The organism is Clostridium sp. D53t1_180928_C8 (assembly GCF_015667795.1).
In the GTDB taxonomy this organism is placed as follows: domain Bacteria; phylum Bacillota; class Clostridia; order Clostridiales; family Clostridiaceae; genus Clostridium.
In genome coordinates, this window is the sequence record NZ_JADPEL010000002.1 from 232,164 (window position 1) to 255,561 (window position 23,398).

21 protein-coding genes and 1 pseudogene are annotated in these 23,398 nt (G+C 24.8%); 2 read left to right on the forward strand and 20 right to left on the reverse strand.

Translation table 11 applies throughout. The features are described 5' to 3' along the window. Positions 1-88 precede the first annotated feature (88 nt). The 5 genes from I4V51_RS02440 to I4V51_RS02460 form a co-directional block, all read right to left on the reverse strand. The gene (locus I4V51_RS02440; RefSeq protein WP_195986749.1) at positions 89-367 is read right to left on the reverse strand and encodes a hypothetical protein; all 279 of its coding nucleotides are present in this window, start codon (positions 365-367) and stop codon (positions 89-91) included. A 266-nt stretch (positions 368-633) separates the two neighbouring features. Next, positions 634-1,155: a thioredoxin domain-containing protein gene (locus tag I4V51_RS02445; protein WP_195986750.1), complete on the reverse strand. Its 522-nt coding sequence runs from the start codon at positions 1,153-1,155 to the stop codon at positions 634-636. Positions 1,156-1,297: 142 nt separating this feature from the next. Then, positions 1,298-1,576: a hypothetical protein gene (locus tag I4V51_RS02450; protein WP_195986751.1), complete on the reverse strand. Its 279-nt coding sequence runs from the start codon at positions 1,574-1,576 to the stop codon at positions 1,298-1,300. A gap of 263 nt (positions 1,577-1,839) precedes the next feature. After that, entirely contained in the window at positions 1,840-3,069 is a 1,230-nt protein-coding gene (locus I4V51_RS02455; protein ID WP_195986752.1) for a nucleotidyltransferase family protein, read from the reverse strand. A 223-nt stretch (positions 3,070-3,292) separates the two neighbouring features. Next, positions 3,293-4,159, reverse strand: a complete 867-nt coding sequence (locus tag I4V51_RS02460) for a metallophosphoesterase (protein WP_195986753.1) — start codon at positions 4,157-4,159, stop codon at positions 3,293-3,295. 347 nt (positions 4,160-4,506) lie between these two features. Here I4V51_RS02460 and I4V51_RS02465 point away from each other — a divergent pair, with 347 nt between their 5' ends. Beyond that, the gene (locus I4V51_RS02465; RefSeq protein WP_195986754.1) at positions 4,507-7,221 is read left to right on the forward strand and encodes a hypothetical protein; all 2,715 of its coding nucleotides are present in this window, start codon (positions 4,507-4,509) and stop codon (positions 7,219-7,221) included. Positions 7,222-7,278: 57 nt separating this feature from the next. On the opposite strand, the gene I4V51_RS02470 is transcribed toward I4V51_RS02465, so the two are convergent. The 3 genes from I4V51_RS02470 to I4V51_RS02480 all read right to left on the reverse strand — a co-directional run bounded on the left by I4V51_RS02470 (position 7,279) and on the right by I4V51_RS02480 (position 9,321). Beyond that, positions 7,279-7,683, reverse strand: a complete 405-nt coding sequence (locus I4V51_RS02470) for a hypothetical protein (RefSeq protein ID WP_195986755.1) — start codon at positions 7,681-7,683, stop codon at positions 7,279-7,281. 120 nt (positions 7,684-7,803) lie between these two features. Continuing rightward, positions 7,804-8,271 carry an acyltransferase family protein gene (locus tag I4V51_RS02475; RefSeq protein WP_195986756.1) on the reverse strand — a complete coding sequence of 156 codons (468 nt, stop codon included), beginning with the start codon at positions 8,269-8,271 and terminating at the stop codon, positions 7,804-7,806. A 723-nt stretch (positions 8,272-8,994) separates the two neighbouring features. Further along, positions 8,995-9,321, reverse strand: coding sequence for a hypothetical protein (locus I4V51_RS02480; RefSeq protein ID WP_195986757.1), 327 nt, complete (start codon positions 9,319-9,321; stop codon positions 8,995-8,997). Positions 9,322-9,371: 50 nt separating this feature from the next. Here I4V51_RS02480 and I4V51_RS02485 point away from each other — a divergent pair, with 50 nt between their 5' ends. Next, positions 9,372-12,947, forward strand: coding sequence for a MucBP domain-containing protein (locus I4V51_RS02485; protein WP_195986758.1), 3,576 nt, complete (start codon positions 9,372-9,374; stop codon positions 12,945-12,947). Positions 12,948-13,037: 90 nt separating this feature from the next. Here the strand turns inward: I4V51_RS02485 and I4V51_RS02490 are convergent, their stop codons facing one another. From I4V51_RS02490 to I4V51_RS02540, 12 genes and pseudogenes are all read right to left on the reverse strand, one after another. Beyond that, the gene (locus I4V51_RS02490; protein WP_195986759.1) at positions 13,038-13,418 is read right to left on the reverse strand and encodes a GtrA family protein; all 381 of its coding nucleotides are present in this window, start codon (positions 13,416-13,418) and stop codon (positions 13,038-13,040) included. Beyond that, positions 13,412-14,035, reverse strand: coding sequence for a hypothetical protein (locus I4V51_RS02495; protein ID WP_347708640.1), 624 nt, complete (start codon positions 14,033-14,035; stop codon positions 13,412-13,414). Before I4V51_RS02495 ends, I4V51_RS02490 begins: the two co-directional genes overlap by 7 nt. After that, positions 14,028-14,354 (reverse strand): annotated as a pseudogene (locus I4V51_RS21470) (glycosyltransferase). Before I4V51_RS21470 ends, I4V51_RS02495 begins: the two are co-directional and overlap by 8 nt. Positions 14,355-14,370: 16 nt before the next feature. Next, positions 14,371-15,723, reverse strand: a complete 1,353-nt coding sequence (locus I4V51_RS02500; RefSeq protein WP_195986760.1) for a DUF6056 family protein — start codon at positions 15,721-15,723, stop codon at positions 14,371-14,373. Between the two features lie 45 nt (positions 15,724-15,768). After that, positions 15,769-17,334 (reverse strand): sugar translocase, encoded by a 1,566-nt coding sequence (locus I4V51_RS02505; RefSeq protein WP_195986761.1) that lies wholly within the window; start codon positions 17,332-17,334, stop codon positions 15,769-15,771. Positions 17,335-17,353: 19 nt separating this feature from the next. Further along, on the reverse strand, positions 17,354-18,505 hold the full coding sequence (locus I4V51_RS02510; RefSeq protein WP_195986762.1) for a glycoside hydrolase family 88 protein: 1,152 nt from the start codon (positions 18,503-18,505) through the stop codon (positions 17,354-17,356). A gap of 146 nt (positions 18,506-18,651) precedes the next feature. Beyond that, positions 18,652-18,966: a DapH/DapD/GlmU-related protein gene (locus tag I4V51_RS02515; RefSeq protein WP_195986763.1), complete on the reverse strand. Its 315-nt coding sequence runs from the start codon at positions 18,964-18,966 to the stop codon at positions 18,652-18,654. Positions 18,967-19,063: 97 nt separating this feature from the next. Then, complete coding sequence (locus I4V51_RS02520; protein WP_195986764.1) at positions 19,064-19,981, reverse strand: glycosyltransferase family 2 protein; 918 nt, start codon at positions 19,979-19,981, stop codon at positions 19,064-19,066. 18 nt (positions 19,982-19,999) lie between these two features. Continuing rightward, positions 20,000-20,536, reverse strand: a complete 537-nt coding sequence (locus I4V51_RS02525; RefSeq protein WP_195986765.1) for an acyltransferase — start codon at positions 20,534-20,536, stop codon at positions 20,000-20,002. Between the two features lie 229 nt (positions 20,537-20,765). Then, entirely contained in the window at positions 20,766-21,008 is a 243-nt protein-coding gene (locus I4V51_RS02530) for a hypothetical protein (protein ID WP_195986766.1), read from the reverse strand. Positions 21,009-21,400: 392 nt separating this feature from the next. After that, on the reverse strand, positions 21,401-22,528 hold the full coding sequence (locus I4V51_RS02535; RefSeq protein WP_195986767.1) for a glycosyltransferase: 1,128 nt from the start codon (positions 22,526-22,528) through the stop codon (positions 21,401-21,403). A gap of 28 nt (positions 22,529-22,556) precedes the next feature. Next, entirely contained in the window at positions 22,557-23,387 is an 831-nt protein-coding gene (locus I4V51_RS02540; protein WP_195986768.1) for a GT-D fold domain-containing glycosyltransferase, read from the reverse strand. Positions 23,388-23,398: the final 11 nt, after the last annotated feature.

The following is a 23,398-nucleotide window of genomic DNA, read 5'->3' on the forward strand; positions in this document are numbered from 1 at the left end:
AAAAAACATCTATCCTACGTTATGAAAATTTTTATATCTTTTTTCAATTAACTAAACTTATTAATTTACTCTATCCACATAAAATTAACTAAGATACTGGTGTAACCTCAACCTTTTCTCCAATTTGTAAATCCTTATGATCTATATCAGCATGTACAGCCCAATTACCAAAGCTTGAATATGGTCCAGGATTTGGGCAATCCGCAACCTTAATATTTGTTCCCTTTTGATATACTCCTAAACATAGATATCTTTGCTTTAAACTATGTTGGCTTGATTGTGTTGTGTATCTTACTTCCTCTGTTATATCTTTTGTTTCTGCTATTCCTAATGCTTTTAATTTGGGTTCTTGCCATAATTTCTTCATTATTTTCTCTCCCAACTTTATATTTTATAAATATATTACTAACATCAAATTCATTATTAATTAATTTTAGTAACTATAAATTAATTATAGGTTTACTTACATTTTATGTAAATTAGTATTAAGTATAATATTTTACTATTAAGTAGTAATTCTAATTTATTAATTACTTTATAAAATCCCATATACATATATAAAAACTGCATTTCATAAAATCAAAAAAGTTATCTTCATATAATGAAAATAACTTTTTATTAAATATTATTATTTTATTTGCTATTATCTAAAATTTCTTGAATTTTATTTTCAAATTCATCTGCAGTTATATCAATATCTATTTTTTCTCCATTCATAAACATTGTAGGAACTTCTTTTAATTCTATATTATTTTTTTCCTTTGTTATTATCTTTAAATCATTAATATTTTTTTTATTTTCATCAATACTAAGCTCCAAAAATTTAATTACATCATTTTCAGAATCAAATTCTATCCACTTACTTTGATTTGAATATATATCTAATAATTTATCAAAATCCACTCCTTGTTCCTCACTCATATGCTTATATATTACTTCATCATAGTTAAATCTACTAATATCTATTGGTTTTTCTATAAATCTTACTGATCCATTTTCAATATATTTTTTTATGATATCATGTAACCTTTCATGCATTACACTACAATCTGGGCATTGAAAACTTGTATAATTTATTATTTCAATTGTTGCAGATTTACTCCCATATACTAATCCAGCTTCTTTATTATTAATTGAGCATCCCTTAAGTATCAAAAAAACAATAAAAATATATAAAAATATATATGTATTCTTTCTATAATAACTTCTTATCTTAATCCTCCTCCCCTTACATAAAAAACAATACATTATCTATAACTAGTAATGTATTGTTTTGCTTATAAATAATTATCTAAATTTAAGATATTTTACATCCTTTTGGATGTGCTGATGCCCAATGAGCAATTAATCCAAACACTGCTCCTACTGGTGTATCATATATATGTCCTGATTGAGCTCCACAACATTTACACTCATAACTATATTTTCCAAGACATGTTTGATTTACACTTCTGTCAACATTCTTTGCATCAACTCTGCTACCATCATCACCTATAATCCATCCATCATATTCCTCTTCATAAGTATTTTCTACTGCTAATGACTTAAGTTGAGGATTTTCCCATACCTTCTTCATTATTATTCACCTCTTATATTTTAATTAATCTAATCTTAAAAATACTATCTTTAAATCTGCGCCCCTATTTAAAGATAAATAAAGGAAACTAATAAATTTCCCATAATTATTTTACATTTTTTACTATATTAAGTAAATAATTACTTTTGTTTATTTAATAATAAGTTTTTGTATCCTTATAATTACTACTTATTTCCTAATTAATATATATTTTCATAAAAAATAAGTACTGTATTATTGATTACAGTACTTATCTAGTAATTTTATAATTCCATCCAATCTAATAACTTATTTCTATTTATAGCTACAGCTGCTCCCTTAGTTAAAAATTCAAACTTATCTTTAAAACTATATCCACTTGAAAAAATACCTGCAAGCAAATGATGAATCCATGCTATAGGTGCCAATATCTTAAACTTCTTAGCATAACTATACTTATCAGACATATCATTAACTCTTGGAAAAATAAATCTAAAATATCTTTTAATTGCTCCTAAAGTTGCATTACCATCTTTATCTTCAAAATTAAAAGCAACTTGTGTAGCAAATTGATTAGCCATTTCCTTCTTACCATGTACACCTGATTCAAATATTTCATCAATTAGTGCCTCTATATATTTTTTATTATTTACACTCCTAACATTTAATTCGTTAGGAATTTTCATATCAAATAACTCTTTACATAATAAAAACATAATCAAGCTAAACTTTTCAAATCCGTACATCCTAGCTTTCATTATGAAACTATTCCAATCAATTTCTTCACCCTTTTTCTCAACAAGTAAAACAAGATCACAAATCTGCCTTACTCCAAATCCTGTTGCAGCAAGGTGAGCTGCCATATGCATACATAGATGTAATGCTAAATCTTCATATGCAAGTGATAAAAAACTAGCTTTTCCTACATTAACATTTATTGAATGCTTCCAAATCAATCTTTCATAATGTTCTATTTCATTACTAAATCCATCTCTTTTAAATAAATTCCAATGAACTTCTACTACAGGATATCTAGGATGTACCAATGCTATATGATGTGATGCCTTATGATCCTCTAAAAAAATATATCCCATATCTATTAATATTTCTTTAACTTTATCAACATCATCTGTATGAACTAAAATATCTGCATCACTCATACTTCTTTGGTCAGGTTGAGGGTAAAAATCTCTTACTACTAATCCTTTAAGTACAATAACGGGTATATTAGCTTCATTAATTTTACTAAGAACTGTTGACAATCCTAATATATGTTTAGATTGCTCTAATCCTGTCATTATAGCTTTTTTCTTTAATATATTTAATCTTTCTTCTCCTAAATCTATAATCAATTTACTCTTACGTAAAGCTAAATATACAATTCCTTCAACTTTATGTTTATTAGCCAATTCTAAAACTTTATCCCAATCAATATTCTCATAACATTTCTCCGCTGTCTTTCCCCTAATTCCAGCAGATAGAATATCTATAAATTGCCTTTGTGTATTATTCATATCATACCCTCCTAAAACCCACTTTATAAAAATACATTATTTTACTTTTTCATAATAATCCCTTTAACATTATACCAATTTATTACTTTTTTGTATACTTACACAATTTATAATATATATCAACTATTAAAATACTTATAGATTTATTATCTAAAATACAAAAAAGAATTTTTAAGATAACCTATGTTAGTACTCTTAAAAATTCTTTTTGCATTATATTAATCTATTTACCCCTTAAAGTTATTACTGAAATTTCTGGCTTGTTAAATATTCTTAACTCACTGGAAGATATACCTATTCCTCTATTAACTATCATAGTAGTTTCATTAACTTTAAACTTTCCAGCATCATATTTAGGAAAATAACCTTCCTCTGGAGATGCAATACCAATCCCTATTATAGGTATTCTAACTATACCTCCATGCATATGACCTGATAATACTAAGTCTGCTCCCCATTCACCATATTCTTCTATAAATAATGGATTATGTGCTAATAATATATTGAATTTTTCTGAATCTACTTCTGGCAATGTATCCTTAACATAATTATTATCAAGTTGATCTGTAGTAGCATATAAACCTGTTGGCCCATCTAATGGAATATCTATTTCATATAAATTAATAGCTTTTTCATCTTTACTTACTTCTACATAATTATTTTTTATAAAAGTTACACCTAATTGCTCTATACTACTTAAAAATTCTACATATTCATCTGCTTTTAATATTTCTGCTAACTCTTCATGATTGCCATTAATATAATACATAGGAGCTACATCTACTAAGGAAGTAATTAATTTTTCAAGCTCTCCTATATTTTCAATTTCCCAGCTTATCATATCTCCAGTCATTACAATTATATCTGGCTTAAGATTTTTTATTTTATTTATTATTATTTCTGTTGTATCCTTATAACCACTGCTATGAAAGTCTGATAATTGAACTATTTTGAATTTATTAAATTCTTCTGGTATTTTTTCATTAGATATTATATACCTTGTCACATCTACTTTCCCTAATAAATAGCAAATAATAAATATGCCTATTAAAATCACACATACTACTATTGTTAAATTCTTTTTTTTCATATTTCCCCCCATAAATAATTCATTTACAATTTTATCATGTATGGAAGCTTATATATATGATACCTTCTAGCTACTTTATTACCATACTTAATTTAATTAATACAATATTTAAAACTACTTATTTTTATTCTATATTCTAATACCATTAAGTAAACTTAATTACTTCCAATTGTTTATACATTTATTCCTTTCTCCACTACTTCATTAGTTTAATATAATAGTTTTTCCATAGCTAATTTTGATTTTGTTGTATTATAAATAAAATTAATAATATTATATAATCCATTTAAAGGAAATAAAAATTTAATATCTAATTATATATTTAGGAAATAAAAAAGGAGTGTTATATGAAAAAATTTAATTTTAAAAAGCATAGGTTATTTATATTAATATTAATTTCTCTTCTTATAGTTTTATCATTTTTAACGATATCTATATTAAATAAACTTACACTGTCACTTTCCACTAAAGACAATACTTCTAAAGAAGTAAATACAAATGAAGTACCCTATATATCTACTTATTATATACAGCCAAAGGTTGAACCTAATGAAGATGTAATAATAGATTTCTATGTAACAGACTACTATTACAAAGAATACACAGAGGAAGATACTTCAGAAACTTTTACTATAACAGTTAAAGTAGATGGTGAAAAAGATATAGTTAAAAAGAAGATTAAGGCTGGAGATAATTCTATTAATATAGGTAGTTTTAAAACCACTGGCGAACAAAAATTTTCTATTATAGCTACTGATAAATATGGTCGTAACTCCCATGAACTTTTCAACTTTTTCTTAGTCGAGGATTCTAAAGGAAAAGAAAAATCATCTAAAGAGTATGTCATGACCACTGATGATTTACTTAAATATAATATTAAAAATACTGATACTTATGAAAATAAATATATTGCAATTCTTGATTTAAATGAACCAACACCAGAAACAGTTAAAGCTGAACTTGAAAAAGTAGCATCTACTATTACTCCTAAACCTAATTCATATACTTGCATAATTGCAGATACTATTGGTAATGGTGAACCTGGTAACTGGTGGGGTGAAACTATTGTTAAATATTCAGATGACTATAATAAAGAAGCTGTAATGCAAGAATCTTATAATACAAGAGAAGGTCTTCAAAAACTTCTTGATTATGTTAAGTTTCAAGGTTATACCTCTATTAAACTATTACCTGGAACTTACAGAATTGATCACTCCGACTCTATATGGGTACCTTCTGACTTTACTGTTAATATGAATGGTTCAACTATAAAATTAAATCAGTTTACTGGTGATAGTGCCTTGATGATAACACTTAATAATACTTATGATTCCCATGTTATTAATGGTACTATTGAAGGTGATTATTACAGCCATGATTATGCTAATTCTCCTAATAATTCTGAATGGGTTATGGGTATTAGTATTGGTAGTGAAGCTAAATACAGTTCTTTTGAAAATCTAACTGTAAAAGATATTACTGGATATGGTGGTGGTAATGGCATTGCTAAATCTAGAAATGAATCACTTTACTATACTTATCTTAATCCAACTCCAGTTGGTGATAGCTTTAAGTTAGGTGATATTGATAGAAGTACTGGTGAAGCTATTGAATCTACTAATAGAACAACTTCTGATTTTATTTCTATTGATAGATATGATGGCATTGGCTATTTATCAGTTAGCAGATATTTAGGCTATCAGGGTAATCCTTGTAACACTTGGAACATGATTGCTCATTTTTATGATGGAGAACAAAAGTATATTTCATCTGTTGATAGTTATTTTTATAGGAGAATTGGAGTTCCTGATGGTGCTAAATACATGAAAGTTACTATCTTAGAAGAAGGCTATCCTACTGATTTATCTGTGCAATATTTTAGAATACCCACTCATTGTGCTTTCAAAAATGTTAAATTTGAAAATAATAGATGTGTAGGATTAGCTCAAGCAGCTATGAAGGATATGCTTGTTGAAAATTGTGAATTCACAAAGTGTGGCCAATCCTCTGCAAGATGTGCATATGATGCTGAGGATGGTTGGGATATGATGCAAGATGTTACTTTTAAAGAACTTAATTTTTATAATAATCCTAATAATGATTTTTTAACTTGTGCTGGTCATAATTTTGTTATTGAAAATATGAAATCTGGGAAATTATACTTCTGGGAACGTACTAATTCTTATGTTGTTAGAAACTCTAATAATATTGCTGGTGCTAATTTAGGACATTCAACTAGACAGCGTAGTTGTTATGTTAGATTTTATGATAATACTGTTAATGGCAATATAACTATTGGTGCTACTGAAGAAAATGATGACTGGATTGCTGTTGTTAAAGATTGTACTATAAATGGTAGAGCTGAAAATACTATTGATACTGGTTTATATCTAAGATGTTTAATTAAATCTGTAACTGATTCTAATAGTAATAATACTTGGAATACAGCTTTGGGTGTTGGTAACTTCAAAAATTGCACCATTAAAAATAAAAGTGGTGAAAATATGGGTGGAGTTTATAATAATTGTACTTTTGAAAATATTACTGGCAATATTCATGGAACATTTAATATTACTGATAGCACTATAACTAATTGGGAAACTTACGCTGGTAGCTATGAACCTACTTATAGTTTTAATAATTGTAATTTAAATAATTTTGAAATACTATTTGGATATTGGCATCAAGGGGCTACTACTTCATTCAATAATTGTACTATTAATAATGAAGATTTTTTATTGAAGTTACCTCATTATAGTATGAAGAAACCTATAAGTATTATTAATTCTTCTTTTACTTCTAATGGCAAGGATGGAATGATTGTATTTTATGATGATAGAACTGGTGGCTCTGCTAGTGCGTTGGTTCAACAAGATATGCTAACTATTGAAAATAATAAAATTGATATGGATAAATCTGTGTTTGTTGTTAGTGGTATTGATAAGGATACTGTTAATAATATAAATATTAGCTTTAAGAATAATGAATTATTACCTGAAATATTAAGACTTTATGATAAGGAATGTTTAGGAAGTAAAAATGTAAAAATTAAAGATAAATAAATATAAAATACATCAGAAATAATCTAAATTTATTAGTAACTTCTGATGTATTTTATATTATATATTTTTACATATACGCTTGTTCCTTTTTAAAGCTTTGTTATCTAAAAATTTATATACTAGCTTACATATATTGTTTAATATAATAGCAGTCACAGTAGAAACTATTAATGTAATAACTGTATTAACTATAAAGTTATTAGTTATTCCCATAGTTCTTAGCGGCCCAACTATATACATATAATGAACTAAATATATATCAAAGCTTATAAAATCTATATATTTAATATACTCGTTATATCTTAAATTTTTTCCACAATGAATAAAGATGTATAACATACTAAAAGCTATCATAGCTTGAGTATACCCAACAATAATTACATTATATAATGTAGTATCATCAAATAATACTTTACCACCAAGCCTAATTAATATAGCCATTCCTGCTAATACAATTGACATAAGTAATCCCTTATTTGATATACTTCTATTCCATTTATACCCTATAATATAAGCTAATATATATGCATAAATATATACCCATTTGAGTGTTAATAAAATAAGATATTATAATTTGAGCTATTATAAATGTTGGTATAAATACTTTTTATTCATTTTACTTTTATTTTTATTTAATATCGGAGTTATTAAATAGCATATCATTATTATAGTTAAATACCATAAGTGTTCAGCACCATGTACATATATTTGGAATCCTTGCAAATCAAAAATATATGCTATCCAATTTATTAAGTTTATGTGGTTGCCATTTATTAAATATATATTTAATAAATATAACATAAATACATATAGCGGAATTAAAATACGCTTTGCCCTTTTAATAATCCATGAACCATAACTCTCTTTAATATCTTTGCTTCCATATAAATATCCAGATAATATTAAAAATATTGAAACCCCTACATTTAAAAATTGTGCTGTCATTTGTATATATGAACTATTATGTTCTTGCACTATATGACATAATAAAATAAGTATCATCGCAAAAACTTTAAAAAAAGATATAGAGTTTTTTTCCTCTAAGTTCATATTAAATTCCTTTCTCTCGCTTTTAAATTATATACCACTAAAAATACTCATATACATTTATAAAGCTTCTTTATACTAATTTTTAAATACAAAATTATATTGTCTTTTTAATTTTTTTATCTAATATATTTATTATGTATTAACTGTATACAAAAAAGCTATACATAACATGGTTAACTCTGTAAAATTATAAGGATATAATTAATATTTATATATATTACCATATAGTTAACATTTTTCATAGGTAATATTAAAATTTGAGGTATTTATAAAGTAATTTCGACCTATTCTTACAATATTTTTTACTATTACTGTTTACGCACAATATATTGTTATATATATAATTAAAACTGTTTATAGATATATAAAACTACTATGATTTTATTGATATATTTTTATAACATCTGTCTAACATATTAATGAATCCTTATATATCTATAAATTAATATGTAATCTTATAATTAAAATAATAATTTTATTAAATCAATTAATAGCTATCATTATATATTGATTTTTTTATTATTGATACTGAATTATATCTCAAATGTAATCTTAGTAGAAGTATAGTATATATATATATTGATAACTTTACATACCGTAATATAAGTAATAATATAAAAATTACCCCCAAATAATTCTTTAAGTAAATTAAGTGAAAAATACTGCATATTAAAAATATCATTATAATATGCAGTATTTTAAATTTTAATATTCCTTTAGGTATTAATTATTACCTCTTAATATTTTTCTTAATTTAACTAATCTTTCAATACTTCCCCCTTCATACCCAAATAAACTTATTCTATTGCAAAGTTTAAAATATTCATTAAATAATTGAAAGTTTTCATCTTCTATTACCTTAGTCATTTCTTCACCTATATATTTATCAATAAATCTAAAATCATCTGAAATATTGTTTATTATAATGCTATGACTATTATCTAAATACTTAAAAAGCACCAGATGTCCATTTATATTTAGTGGCATTTTAATACCATAAAAATAACTTGTAATTTCCTGAATTATTAACAGTTTTTTGAATATACTCATATACTATATTACCACAATATGTATATTAATATTTTACAGGAGATGTTAAAATGGGGACAATATATGAAGTAACTTCAACCTATTCTCTAATTCTTTCTGCTATTACTGGTTATGCTAATCTTTTATCTATAGCCAATAAAGGAACAAAATTAGATATATTAGAATATAACAAAACAGACTTATGGTCATATTTAAAGCTTAATAATACTGATGCCTATATTTTAAAATCTGATTTAAAATTAATAACAGGCTCGGTCACTATAAAATATATTGATAAAGATACTAATACTGAGTTAGCTACCTCTGAATCTTTTACAAATATTTCATTAGGTAGCTACACTTATAATGCAAAAACAATAAGTGGATATTCCATTTATGGAGATAATGAAAAAGCAGTTACCTTAACTGCTGATAATCCTAATATTATTGTTACTTTCACTTATATCAAAATATTAGGCACTATTTATCTAAAGTATTTAGATGATACTTCTTTAGAAGAAATTAAAACTACTGAAACATTTAATAATCTTGAGCTAAAGAGTTATAGCTATACTGCTACTTCTATTGATAATTACACTTTATCAAATGAATCATCCCAAACAGTTATCCTAACAGATTCTACTCCTATTCAGACAATTACCTTTAGGTATAAAAAAATATTAGGAAGCGTTACTGTTAATTATTTAGAAAACAATTCTCTTAAAGTCATTTCAATAGCCAAAGTTTATAACAATTTAGAAATGGGCCCTCATTCTTTTAATGCTATTAATATAAAAAACTACACCTTAGTTAGTCCATATTCTCAAAGTGTTATTTTAACCTCAAGTAATCTAAATCAAAGTATAACTTTTAAATATAAAAAAACATCTGGAAAGGTAACTATAAAATATATTGATAAACCTACACAAATTGAAATTGCTACAGAAGATATTATTGAAAATCTATCTATGGGAAGCTATACCTATAACGCAAAAACTGTTGTTGGCTATAGTGTATTAGGTGACTCTTCGAAAACTATTACCTTAACAGAGGAATCACCTAGTGCCTCCATTACTTTTGAATATGATATAGTTTATCTTCCACTTGATGTTAATAAACAAAATGAAGTTCCTTATATTTCAACCTATTATATAAAACCGGTAGTTGAACCTGGAGAAGAAGTTTTTATAGATTATTATATTACTGATTATTATTACAAGGAGTATTTAGAAGAAGACTACAGTGAAAACTTCACCGTTACAGTAAGAGTTGAAGGACAAGCTGATAAAGTGTTTAGAAATATGAAAGCTGGAGATCATAAAGTTAGTTTAGGATCTTTTACTAATTTAGGTAATCAAAAATTTTCTATTTTATGTACTGATGCCTATGGAAGAAACTCTCATGAGTTATTTAATTTCTTCTTAATTAGAAAGCCTATAGTGTGGAATGAATATGTAATGACTCAAGAAGATTTAAATATTTATAATATTAAAAATACTGATAACTATGAAGTAAAAAAAATAATAGACTTATCAACTTTATCTAGTAAAACAAGTGCAACTGTTAAAGCTGCATTAGTTGATGCTGCTAATAAAATAACTCCTGATTCTAAAACCTACGTTTGTGTAATTGCTGATACAACTGGTGATGGAACCCCTGACAATTGGTGGGCTGAAAATCAAGTTAAATATGCTAGTGATTATGATAAAACTGCTGTATTACAAGAAGCAACTAATACTAGGATTGGACTTCAACAACTTTTAGATGTTAAAAAGGCCGATGGATATAATAAAGTTAAATTGTTACCTGGAATTTATAGAATAGACCATCAAAAACAAATCTATATTCCAACTCAATTTACTTTAGATATGAATGGATCTATATTAAAGCAAAACCAATTTACTGGTAATAAATCCCTAATGATTGATTTAAATAATACCTTTGATTCTCATGTTATTAACGGAACTGTTGAAGGTGATTATTTTACTCATGATTATACTAACTCTACAAATAACTCTGAATGGGTAAATGGTATTAATATAGGTAGTGAATCTAAATATAGTTCTTTTGATAACATTAACATTAAAGATATAACTGGATATGGTGGTGGTAATGGTATAGCTGTGTCTAGAGATAATACGCTTAATTATACCTATTTATATCCTAAGAGTATAGGTAATACTTTTAAACTAGAAGATATCGATAGAAAAACTGGATTAAATATATCTCCAATTAACAGAACTACCTCTGACTATATTGATATTACAGGTTATTCTAGCATAGGGTATTTATCAGTCAGCGTATATTTAGGTTATCAAGGTAATCCTTGTGGAACTTGGAATATAATTTGCCATTTTTATGATGAAAATAAAATCTTTATTCAATCTATCGATTCTTATCAATATAGACGCGTTTCTGTACCTTCTAATGCTAGATACTTGAGAGTAACAATATTAAATGAATCATACCCAACAAATCTATCAGTACAATATTTTAGAATTCCTACCCATTGTTCATTTAATAATGTTAATTTTGAAAACTGCAGATGTGTTGGTTTAGCTCAAGCTGCAATGAAGGATATGTTAGTAGACTCTTGTAAATTTACTAGAAACGGACAATCATCAGCTAAATGTGCTTATGATGCAGAAGATGGTTGGGATATGATGCAAGATTGTACTTTCAAAAATAATAATTTTTATAATAATCCAAATAATGATTTTTTAACTTGTGCTGGTCATAACTTTATAGTTGACGGTCAAAAAAGTGGAAAAATATACATTTGGGAACGTACAAGATCTATAGTCATTAAAAATTGTTCAAATACTAATATAACATTACAATCTGGCGGAGTAAGCTCTATAGTACAACATGGTATATATAAAGTATTTAATAATATTTTTATATCTGGCAGTGTTGCTAATAACTTATCAAAAAACAACACATGTATAGGTTCCTTATCTGGAATAGTAAGTAACTCTACCTTAGGATCATTAGCTGATTTTAGCACTTATAATAATTGTATAATTAAAATATCTAGCACATTATTAGCCTATTTAAATAGCATTAAAATGATTAATTGTTCTTTAATTCCTGAATCCACTTTAACAAGCAGATATTCATTATCTTTCAATAATGGTCATTTAGATAGCTATTATTTTGAGAATTGTAATTTTTGTGGAAAATCAAAATTAAATAATCATAATGGATTTTTCTCTGGTAAATTTGTCAATTGTAACTTTGAAGATACTGCAATTTTCCCTAATGTCCAATGTGAAGCAAATGATATTATATACTTCGAAGACTGTACCTTAAACTATTCTGAAAATAATTTTATTTATTATTCTCCTTTTGCTTATAGTAAAGGTACTAATACTAATATACAATTTAATAATTGTACAATAAATAATATTGATAATAATAATAAGTCACTTATATATGCTTATGCTAAACCTAATGGAATATGTGTTTTTACTAATTGCATAATAAATATACCGGATAATTTAATTATATTTGATGGCATTTCATTTTATAAAGATTATATAGAAAGCTATATCGTTAAATTTTTAAATTCTCCAATTAAAAATAATAATATTCTTATTAGCGACTTATATAAAAGTAATACTAATATACAAGTTATAATTAATTAATTATAGTTACAAGGATAGTGTATTCATCTTATAGATTACACTATCCCTATTATATTAATTCTCTTCACTTTCCTTAAATGCAAAAAATCGTTATGCTAAATAATTGAATATTACAAATAACCCCATCCCTACAAACATAGCTACATTCTCTTGAATTATTTTATTATAGCTAACAAGTAATACTCTTATTAATGGTTTGGCAATTCCATAAGCCATAAAATAACATATAGAAATATTAATAATAAATTTAAATACAGTTCTTAAACCCGTATCTTTATTTTCAAAGGTAAATTTTTTATTTAAATAATAACTTAACATACTTCTAAAAAAATAATTTACTGCTGATGAAATCCAGTAACTTGCCCTAAAATAATTATAAAATATGAACATTATAGAAGTCCCAAAAAAAGTATTTATTATACCTACTATTATAAACCTTAAAAATGTTTTATCAAAAAATTTTACTAGCATTTTATCTTTACGCTTCCACACTTATTAGAAATAATATATCGCGGCCTTTCTTTTATTTCATTATATATTTTAGAAATATAATATCCGATTATACCTAAACTAATCATAATTATACTACCTATAAATAACTGAATTACTATTACTGTAGTAAAGCCTTCTAATGCTTGTCCTGATATTTTTTGGTATATAGAGTGTATTCCAAGCATAATCGAAATTATAAATACTACTACTACTCCCATTAATGTTACTAATTGCATTGGAAATGATGAGAATATTGTAATATTATTTATCGCATATTTTATTAATCCACACTTGGACCACTTAGATTCTCCTTCTATTCTTTCCTCAACATCAAATTTAATACTAATATTATTAAATCCAATCCATGAAGATAACGCTCTAAAAAATGTATCCTTTTCTTTCATATTAATTATTATATCAACAGCCTTACGATCTAATAATTTAAAGTCTGACGACTTGCTCATATCAATACTAGTTATCTTACTTATTATTTTATAAAAACATTTAGCACTATATTTATAAAATATGCTTTCATTTCCTCTATCTGATTTAATTCCTTCAATAATTTCATATCCTTCTTCCCATAACTTATACATTTCTACTATTTTTTTGTGGCGGATGTTGTAAATCACAATCTATAATTACACAACATTCTCCAATTAAATTTTCTAATCCTGCAAAAATAGCTGCTTCTTTTCCAAAATTTCTTGAAAACTTTACTCCTTTAATATTATCAACTTTACTTGATATATTAGTTATTTCATTCCATGTGTTATCTTTAGATTAATCATAAACAAAAATAATTTCATATTCAATGCATTCCTTAGCTAAAATACTTGATATTTTTTTTGCAGTTTTATATATCATTTTCTCTTCATTGTATGCTGGTATTATAACCGATAAAACTCTCTCCATAAGCCCCCACCTATTCTTACTCTTTATTTATTGAATTAACTCCATAATATTTTGCTATAGCTGTATTAGGCCATTCATTACTATCATTGGATAAATCCCCAAATCCTGTATAACAATCATACTTAGAATAACCCATTATTGTAGGAATATTAATATCATATATATTATCTTCTTTCTGAGATATTATTTGAGAAACTCTATAATCAAAACTTGCTCTAGTTTGTCTTAATTTTAAAACTGCTTCTATATAACTAGTACAGAAAAATAAATATAGTATACTTAACGTTAGTAAGACAAAAGTTTGAGATTTTTTATCAAATTTTAACTTTGAATATATATTACCAATTGTAATAATAACTAAAACTATGGGTCCACTCCATGCCCTTTCTGGAAAACTTGGTGATACAACCATTGAATAAATTGAGGCTAAGCTTCCTATAAAAAATATTATTCCTATATATAAATTATCTATCATTTCTATTAATTGCATTTTTTTTCTATTAGCATAATAATAGTATATAAGTAGTATCGCTAAAAAAATTATAATAGGTGTTAAATATTTCATTAAATCTATAGAAATAAAAACTCCCCTCCTTAATAGTGATAAAGTTCCACCTATTCCTCCTGCATTTTTTAATCTACTTTGTTGTCCCGGCGCCAAAATCATTATACTAAGTCCTATTAAATTTCCAATTAATCCACTAAACATCCAAACTTTTAATTTTATTTTTTTTAACTTAAATGTTATTAAATATAATATTGATATACATATTAGTGCAACACTAGTATTTTCATTTGTCCATCCAGCTAGTATTCCAAATATTAAATAAAAAATAGTAAACAAAGCCTTAAATATAATAGAATTATTCTTATGCTCATTATCTTTATTAATAATTCTAAATGGAATTAAATAAATTAATACAATTAAAATACCATATAAATAATTTGAAGCTCCTGTTATCCATAAATAGCTTTGTCCAAAGTTTGGGGTAATACCCCATAATATTAAAAATATAATTAATATCCATTTTAATTCAATCTTTTTTAATGTTCCATATGAATAAAAATATATAATGATAACTAGTCCTAAAAAACTAATTGTGTTAAATAAATTAAAAAATATCTTTTGGTAACATAAAAAAAATTGTGCTATAGTGTGTACAACACTTCTACCATTCATATTTAAATAATGTGCCTTTTGAGATAATAAAATTTCATTAATACTACTTATTTTACTACCATCCATAAATGAAAATGAATACGAATAATCATCTACATATAAAGGTGTATAGCAATTTAATACATAAAATAATATACTCATTATAATAAAAGTTGATATTATTAAAACTTTATTCTTTTTATATATCATTTAGTCACTCCCTCCTTTTTGTTAATAACATTATTTAATATTTAATTACATAATGTTATTATTTTTTATTATATCTTTATTTAGTATAGACCTTAAAATATTTATAATAAAATTTTTAAAATACATAAACTCCTTCTTTTTACATAATAAAATTATAAATAATATATTAGAAATAACTGTACAAATTAAAATTTTAAATAATAATGTCCAAATATTATTTACAATTATAAAATTACAAACTAACCTTGTAATCAATAAATTTAATATAAGAATAATAAGAAATTCTATATATCTCTTAAAATATTCTTTACTTTTACATTCTAGTCCATATCTATAAACTGCATATGGATCATACCAAACATTAGTCAATATCCTTGAAATTGCAGTTGCTAAGAGTATTCCAAATAATCCAAAAAAATTTCCTAATATCATAGATAATGTTAAATTTAATATTGCTGTTATTATTAAAATATATCTTCCTTTCCTAAATAAACCCATTGTGTTTTTAAATGTCCAAACAACATTCTGCATTCCTACCATATAAAAATTAATAGCTAATATAATAGCTATATTTAATGGTAGTATGAATTTACTTCCTATCCATATATTAATTACATCATTTATTAAAATAATTATACAAATACTACAAAACCCATAAATCCAAAAGTTGGCAAAATTTATTATATAAAAAAATTCTCTTTGTCTTTCTTTACTTTCCTTTGCATTTAAATTGCCAACACTCGCAGTTATCCCATTAAATATTTGATTTAATACTGTATTAATAATACCTATAAGCATTGTATAGTTAGAGCTTAATCCTACTGTAGCTAATCCTGAAAAGTATGTAATTATCATATTATCAGTATTATTTACTAAAACACCACTTAACTTAACTATCATTAATGCTCTAATATTCTTTATTAGAGCACTCTTTTTTTCTTTATCTATACTAATATCATTATTTTCTTTTAAAAACGGATATAGCTTATCAGCCATCTTAGATATAATAATATTAAATGATAATGTTCCTATAGTTTGAACAGCTAAGTATACTAAAAAATTTCTTGTAACTACTAATACAATAATTTGAAGTATAGTTTGAACTATGCTTATTAAATAACTTATAATAGCCGATATATAATTTTTTTGATCTGCTACTATTATAGAGTTTTTATACGAATAAAAATATGATACCACTGTGTTAAAAAGATAAAAACAATATAGCACATATAAATTTTCTTTTATATTTGGAGCATCTTTTATAATTACATTTAACAAGGGCATTAATACTACACCTATTATTGCAATTACAATTCCTATAGTTTTATATGCTCTTGCATAAAACCCCATTAATACTGATATTTCTTTTTTATCTCTTTCAGCTAATGGTTTATATAATGCATATATTATAGCTGTCCCAACACCAAGTTCAGCTAATGATAACATTGATAATATATTACTAAATAAACCACTAACCCCTAAATATTCTGCTGCTAGAAATTTAATAAATACAGTTCTGCTTATAAAGCCTAATATAGTTTGAATAAATTGTCCTATAAATCCAGTAGCAATATTTCTTATAGAATTTACAGTTCTTGATTGACTTTGCATATAATCTCTCCTAATTAAATTAATTTGCTTTACTAATACTTCTTAAAGCAAACCCTTGTGCAAATGGTAATATATCAAATAATACCGAATATACACCTATATCTTTAGTATCACCTTGTGAAAAGTCTATAGCTCCATCTCTTCTTGTAACTGACATTAAATACTTAATTGATTTTTCATATGAAGCCTTACATTCTTTACTTATTTCTTCTATTTGCGATGCATTTAGTAAATACCATGCTAAAGTTGCTGTAGTGGATGAATCTATCCTTGTTTCTTTTCTTGTTACAGTCCATCCAAATCCACCATTATCCAACTGAACTTTTAATATACTTTTTGAATACTTAATTACTATTTCTTCTAGTACATTTTTATATTTATTATCATTAGGTAGTTCAATCCATGAATCTATTAACCCTATGGCAAACCACCCAAGTCCTCTTCCCCATCCACATAATCCTAACTTATATTTATTTTTTACATCATATGCATGGAATGGAATTAAACTATCACTATCAAATCCACATTCAAAATATTCAGTAATTTGCTTTACCGCTAATTTTATAGCCTCATTATTATATTTAACTCCATACTTTATTAAAAATGGACATATAAATCCAATTGTATCTACATATCTATAGTTAGGCATACTCTTTCTATATTTAACTGTTCCATCTTCTCCTACAAGTTCATTTATTAAATTATATGTATAATCCAACGAATGCTTGTACTTATCAGATTTATCTACTTTCATTACTGCATATGATAATATTGCACAATCAACAAACTCTGGCTTTTTAGTCCATTGACCTTCATTATTAAAATGTGATGATAAATATCTATTTATCTCTTCATTTATTTTACTATCATTCATTTCATCTTCACTTAACCCTAATAATAAAGCTGCTTGCTGCCAATGCTGAATAGCACTCTTACTATAATTACCTTGTAACTTATCAATTATTACTAATCTTGTATTATCAGTAACTTTTATTTTAGGAGTATTGTTCAACCATTTTAAGCTTCTTTTAGTTAAAACATTCTTCCATGCTTTTTTATCATTATATCTTCCAATATGTATTCTGGATATCCATGTCTTTATTATTGGAATTATATCTATTAATAGTACTATAAAAATTAAACCTAATATTATTGATTTTAAAATCTCCATTATACGTCCCTTCTAATTAAACTATATATCCATTATTATTGAGAAGCTTTTCTTTAAGTTCATTTTGTTTTTCAATAATTAACATTCCTAAATCATGAGCGTAATCATATGAAAAATTTGGATATACCTCTAATTTTTTTATTTTTCTATATATATTCTTCTTTACTCATTAACACTTTTGCAGGATTTCCGGCAACTACTACGTTTCTAGGTACATTTTTTGTCACAACAACTCCTGCTACTACAATAGAATTTTCTCCTATTGTCACTCCTAGCATTATCAATGCTCTTACCCCTATAAACACATTATCTTCCACATTTATTAACCCTATTTTTGTATATCCTAAATTTCTTTTAGTTGATGCATCATGTGATAATAAATAAGGATGTGGAGCTATAGTAACGTTATCTCCTATAGTTATTAAATTACATACTCCATAATCTAATATGGCTCCATCCATAATTGATCAATTATTTCCTATAGTCATTCCATTTCTTACATGATCTTTTAGTGTTATTTAATCACTTAAAAAACTTCTTATTTTATATTTTATAAAGTTAACTATCCTCATAATTCAATGACCCCCTTTTAAATTTTCTTTTAAATAATTTTCCTATATATATAATCCAAGATGCAAAAATATATATAGGATTTTTAGTAATATTTAAAATCCCTTTAAATCCTATCCCTTTTTCATAACAATAATGCAAATACGATTTTGTTCCATTTAAAAGCTTATGTTTTAGTGGAATTTGTTTATATGAAAGTAATTCTTTATAATATAAAGTACTTCCATTCCAACTCTCCATTATATTCTTATCTGAAGTATTAGTTAATCCACCATCTAAATATTCACATATATAAATAACTTTATTTATATATCTTAACTTAAATCCTTTATCTGCTATTCTATTCCACACAACTGATTCTGTAACATATCTTTCACCTTCAAACTCAGGAAATTTATTTTCTTTTAAAATATCTGTTCTATATAGTTCAGCTTTGTCTCCTTCTATTCCATATCTATATCTATAACTTAAAGCATCTGTATCTATATAATTCCCTTCTGTTTTACTTCCAATTATACTACCGTCATTATAACCTCTTAATCCAGATATCCCTACAAAGCAATTTTTCCCTCTTACATTTTCCCATTGGTTCCATATATATTGCATAGTATCTTCTAGTATATAATCATCAGAATCAATAATCCAAAACAACTCACCTTTTGCATTATCTATTCCAACATTAATAGCAGTATGCTTTCCACCATTTTTCTTTTTAATATAATTTATATTAATTATATTTTCAGTAATAAATTTATTTACTATATCCTCAGTATTATCACTACTACCATCATTAATTATAAGCCATTCAAATTTTTGAAATTTTTGACTTTTTAAACTCATATATAAATTTTCTAATAGATTAGCTCTATTATATGTTGGAGTGCATACTGTTATTTTTATTTGCATTATTTAACACCTCATATACTAATCATCATATCCAAAATCATTTTCTAATTCTCTTATCATAATATCCTTTTGTTCTTGCGTCTTATCATCTGAATATGTATCATAAACCCTTTTCTCCTTTAAATATCTTTTATGCTTATCCAAATAACTTTTAGTATCTCCTATTATTCTTGCTGGATTTCCTACTACTACACTATTACTTGGTATATCTTTACTAATAACTGTTCCTGCACCAACTATAACATCGTTTCCTATTTTTACATTAGGTAATATTATACTGTTCCAGCCAATAAAAACTCTATTTCCTATTTTAACTTTACCAACTTTTGACTTTCCAAGACTTTTTTTCATACTTGCATCGTGAGCTAATATACTGCTATGAGTTATAGTAACATCATCTCCTATTTCAACTAACCAAGCATGTCCATAGTCTATATGACTATTTATTAGATTAAAATTATTTCCATACTTTAATCCCTTTTCTTTTAATATTTGTAATTCAGTTTTAGTATTTAATCGATACTTTATTCCATAATAAATTCTCTTTAATATCATATTTTATTCTCCAATATAATTATTTAACTTAAAATATTTATTAAACATAATATTTTTAATTGAACATACATTTTTTAAAAGTATAGCAGATACTATTAAAACTATTAAATAAACTACTATTGTACTATGCTTACTGTTTTTTTACCTCTAAAATCATAATTACTTTCATATGTAACAAATACATCTCATAGGAATATAATTTTTAAAAATTAAGTATCTTACTATTAATTTAAATAATACTTAATATAATAGTCACCATTAAAATAAGAAATATACTAGCTATATTTACAAATATAATATCTATTAATGGTGTATAAAACTTCATTGAAATAAACTTAGTAATTAAAAAGCTTATAAATACTATCATAAAAACTACTTTTTTATTCTTATTTATAATAAATTCTATAGCTTCTTCTTTATTAGCATAAACAAAACCTATAAAAAACGTAATCGCAGTATCAATTTGCCACACTCCTAATCCCAGTAAATATACTCCAAATATATAAATAATTGTTGAAAGAAACATATAAATAATATTATTTTCATCAGAAAACCTAAAGCATAAGTAGAATATAATATAATATAAAATAACAATATAGTTTGTACAAACCACAAAGTTGTATCTATTAATTTTATGCCTAAAAAATATAAAATTAACTCTAAAAAATTATACCTAAATCTCTGAAAATATCTAATAATAATACTAATTATATTAACAATAAAAAAGGGTATATATAAATTCATCAATACCACTCACAACTTTATTTCTTTTTTTAATTGCCGTAATAATTATTATAGGCAAAATAATATATGCTACTATATATATTCTCATTAAACGCCTCTACTTTCTAATTAATATAAAATCTATTTAATAACTTCTTCTATCTGACCGATAATATTCTTTATATTAAAATGTAACGAACGTAATTTACATTCATCTATATATTTCTTAACAATATTCTTATCGCTAATTATTCGTCTTAACGCTTTATATAAATCAACATCATTATTTTCACAAATTATGCCACATTCGTTATCTCCAAATATTTCTCTCATTCCATTACAATTAGTCGTAATTACTGGCTTATATAAATTAATAGCTTCTAAAACTACAGTACTATATCCTTCTACAAATGAAGAACATATTAAAATATCTGATTTAGACAAATACTTATATGGATTTGTTTGAAGCCCTACTAGTATTATTTCATTTTGTAAGTTATAACTATTAATCAAGCCTTTTAAATTTTCTTTTAGTTCTCCATCTCCAACTATTAATAATTCAAAATCAAACCCATCTTCCTTTAAATTTTTAAAAGCCCTAATTAATCTTTCATGGCCTTTTATAGGTGTTAATCTACCAATAGATATAAATCTCATTTTATCGCTTTTTCTCAAATCAATTTTCTCTCTTGATTTCTCTCTTATTTTTTTTATATCTATTGGATTATATTTAACATTAACCTTATCTTCTAAATTATGGATATTTTCAAAAGATTCTGCTACTGACTTTGAAACTGCTATAATTTCATCAAAACTTAAATATATATTTTTTTCATATTTTATACTATCTAAATTCATATTTTTAGTTCTATTTTTTGAATCTGTGTGTAGCCATGCTATTTTTTTTGATTTTTTATTAATTGATTTAGAAATAATATTAGTAGGTAACCCCTCTGAAAAGGCTATCTCTACATCATACTTATTTCCAATAAAAATACGATGTATACACTTATTATTAAGTCTGTTTAATGCAATATTAAATAATCTATATAATAACCTACTACTATTATTACACATATACCTTATTTTTATATTATCATTAAAATAATTATCAAATTTTATATTTCTTGTATCATATATATTTTCTTTATAAACTAGCATTACCGTGATATTATACTTGCTTTTATCTAAATTATTTACTAAATCTATTAATACTTTTTCAGCTCCACCTACTGACATACAAGTTATCAAAAATACTATATTTTTCATAATGCTATTTCTCCTATTGATTCAATTATTAATTAAATTCATATATAATTTGACTTTTATATTCTTCATTTGTTAAGCATTTTATGTTATCATTTAATAATTTGTTTTTCTTTGCATATTTAATAAATTCATTATATTCGAGCTGTATATGTCCTATATCTAAAGCTCTAATTCCTTTTTTAGCTAAATCATATGCAAGTATAGTAGCAGTTGGCCCTAAAGATAATAGTACCAATTTATTTTTACAATGTTTTATAATTGATTCTAATATTTCTTCATATCTATCATATGCATCCTTTGATGGTGCAATTATTCTGTCTATGCTATTACTATTATTAAATAAATCATTATTAATCCCTAACTTACTTTCTTTTCCTTCAATTAAAAGTATATCTTTATTGCTCCATATATCTTTAAATCTATTAAACCATCTAATTGAATTATCTTTATCTTCATAATCTATAAATAACCTAGTCATACTAGCATTACAATATATCTTTTTGGAGTTACATAATTTGTTCCAATGCATTCTACCAGTATCCATATTTTGATTCCAAAAATCTGTTGCTTTCTTGTTGTAACCTTTTGTATTTTTTATTGCTACTGGTATTCCTATAATTATATTATTATCATCACTCATTAAAATTTCTTTTAATCTTTGTGCCAATTGAGCGTCATATTTTTGAAAGTTAATATATCCTCCTAAAATAATAGACATTTCACCATCACCATATCTTACTAATGATTTATTAGTAGTTACTATTTCATTTATTGATTTATCATTATTTAATATATTAAGATTAATAAAATATTTTAAAAATCTATTATAGGTATATACCATATATGTCTTTAATTTCATATACCTTTTCC

Coding starts and splice junctions, on each gene's coding strand:
- I4V51_RS02440 (WP_195986749.1), bottom strand. CDS start 367: ATGAAGAAATTATGGCAAGAACCCAAATTAAAAGCATTAGGAATAGCA.
- I4V51_RS02450 (WP_195986751.1), bottom strand. CDS start 1,576: ATGAAGAAGGTATGGGAAAATCCTCAACTTAAGTCATTAGCAGTAGAA.
- I4V51_RS02455 (WP_195986752.1), bottom strand. CDS start 3,069: ATGAATAATACACAAAGGCAATTTATAGATATTCTATCTGCTGGAATT.
- I4V51_RS02460 (WP_195986753.1), bottom strand. CDS start 4,159: ATGAAAAAAAAGAATTTAACAATAGTAGTATGTGTGATTTTAATAGGC.
- I4V51_RS02465 (WP_195986754.1), top strand. CDS start 4,507: ATGAAAAAATTTAATTTTAAAAAGCATAGGTTATTTATATTAATATTA.
- I4V51_RS02470 (WP_195986755.1), bottom strand. CDS start 7,683: ATGTCAATTGTATTAGCAGGAATGGCTATATTAATTAGGCTTGGTGGT.
- I4V51_RS02475 (WP_195986756.1), bottom strand. CDS start 8,271: ATGAACTTAGAGGAAAAAAACTCTATATCTTTTTTTAAAGTTTTTGCG.
- I4V51_RS02480 (WP_195986757.1), bottom strand. CDS start 9,321: ATGAGTATATTCAAAAAACTGTTAATAATTCAGGAAATTACAAGTTAT.
- I4V51_RS02485 (WP_195986758.1), top strand. CDS start 9,372: ATGGGGACAATATATGAAGTAACTTCAACCTATTCTCTAATTCTTTCT.
- I4V51_RS02490 (WP_195986759.1), bottom strand. CDS start 13,418: ATGCTAGTAAAATTTTTTGATAAAACATTTTTAAGGTTTATAATAGTA.
- I4V51_RS02495 (WP_347708640.1), bottom strand. CDS start 14,035: ATGTATAAGTTATGGGAAGAAGGATATGAAATTATTGAAGGAATTAAA.
- I4V51_RS02500 (WP_195986760.1), bottom strand. CDS start 15,723: ATGATATATAAAAAGAATAAAGTTTTAATAATATCAACTTTTATTATA.
- I4V51_RS02505 (WP_195986761.1), bottom strand. CDS start 17,334: ATGCAAAGTCAATCAAGAACTGTAAATTCTATAAGAAATATTGCTACT.
- I4V51_RS02510 (WP_195986762.1), bottom strand. CDS start 18,505: ATGGAGATTTTAAAATCAATAATATTAGGTTTAATTTTTATAGTACTA.
- I4V51_RS02515 (WP_195986763.1), bottom strand. CDS start 18,966: ATGGATGGAGCCATATTAGATTATGGAGTATGTAATTTAATAACTATA.
- I4V51_RS02520 (WP_195986764.1), bottom strand. CDS start 19,981: ATGCAAATAAAAATAACAGTATGCACTCCAACATATAATAGAGCTAAT.
- I4V51_RS02525 (WP_195986765.1), bottom strand. CDS start 20,536: ATGATATTAAAGAGAATTTATTATGGAATAAAGTATCGATTAAATACT.
- I4V51_RS02535 (WP_195986767.1), bottom strand. CDS start 22,528: ATGAAAAATATAGTATTTTTGATAACTTGTATGTCAGTAGGTGGAGCT.
- I4V51_RS02540 (WP_195986768.1), bottom strand. CDS start 23,387: ATGAAATTAAAGACATATATGGTATATACCTATAATAGATTTTTAAAA.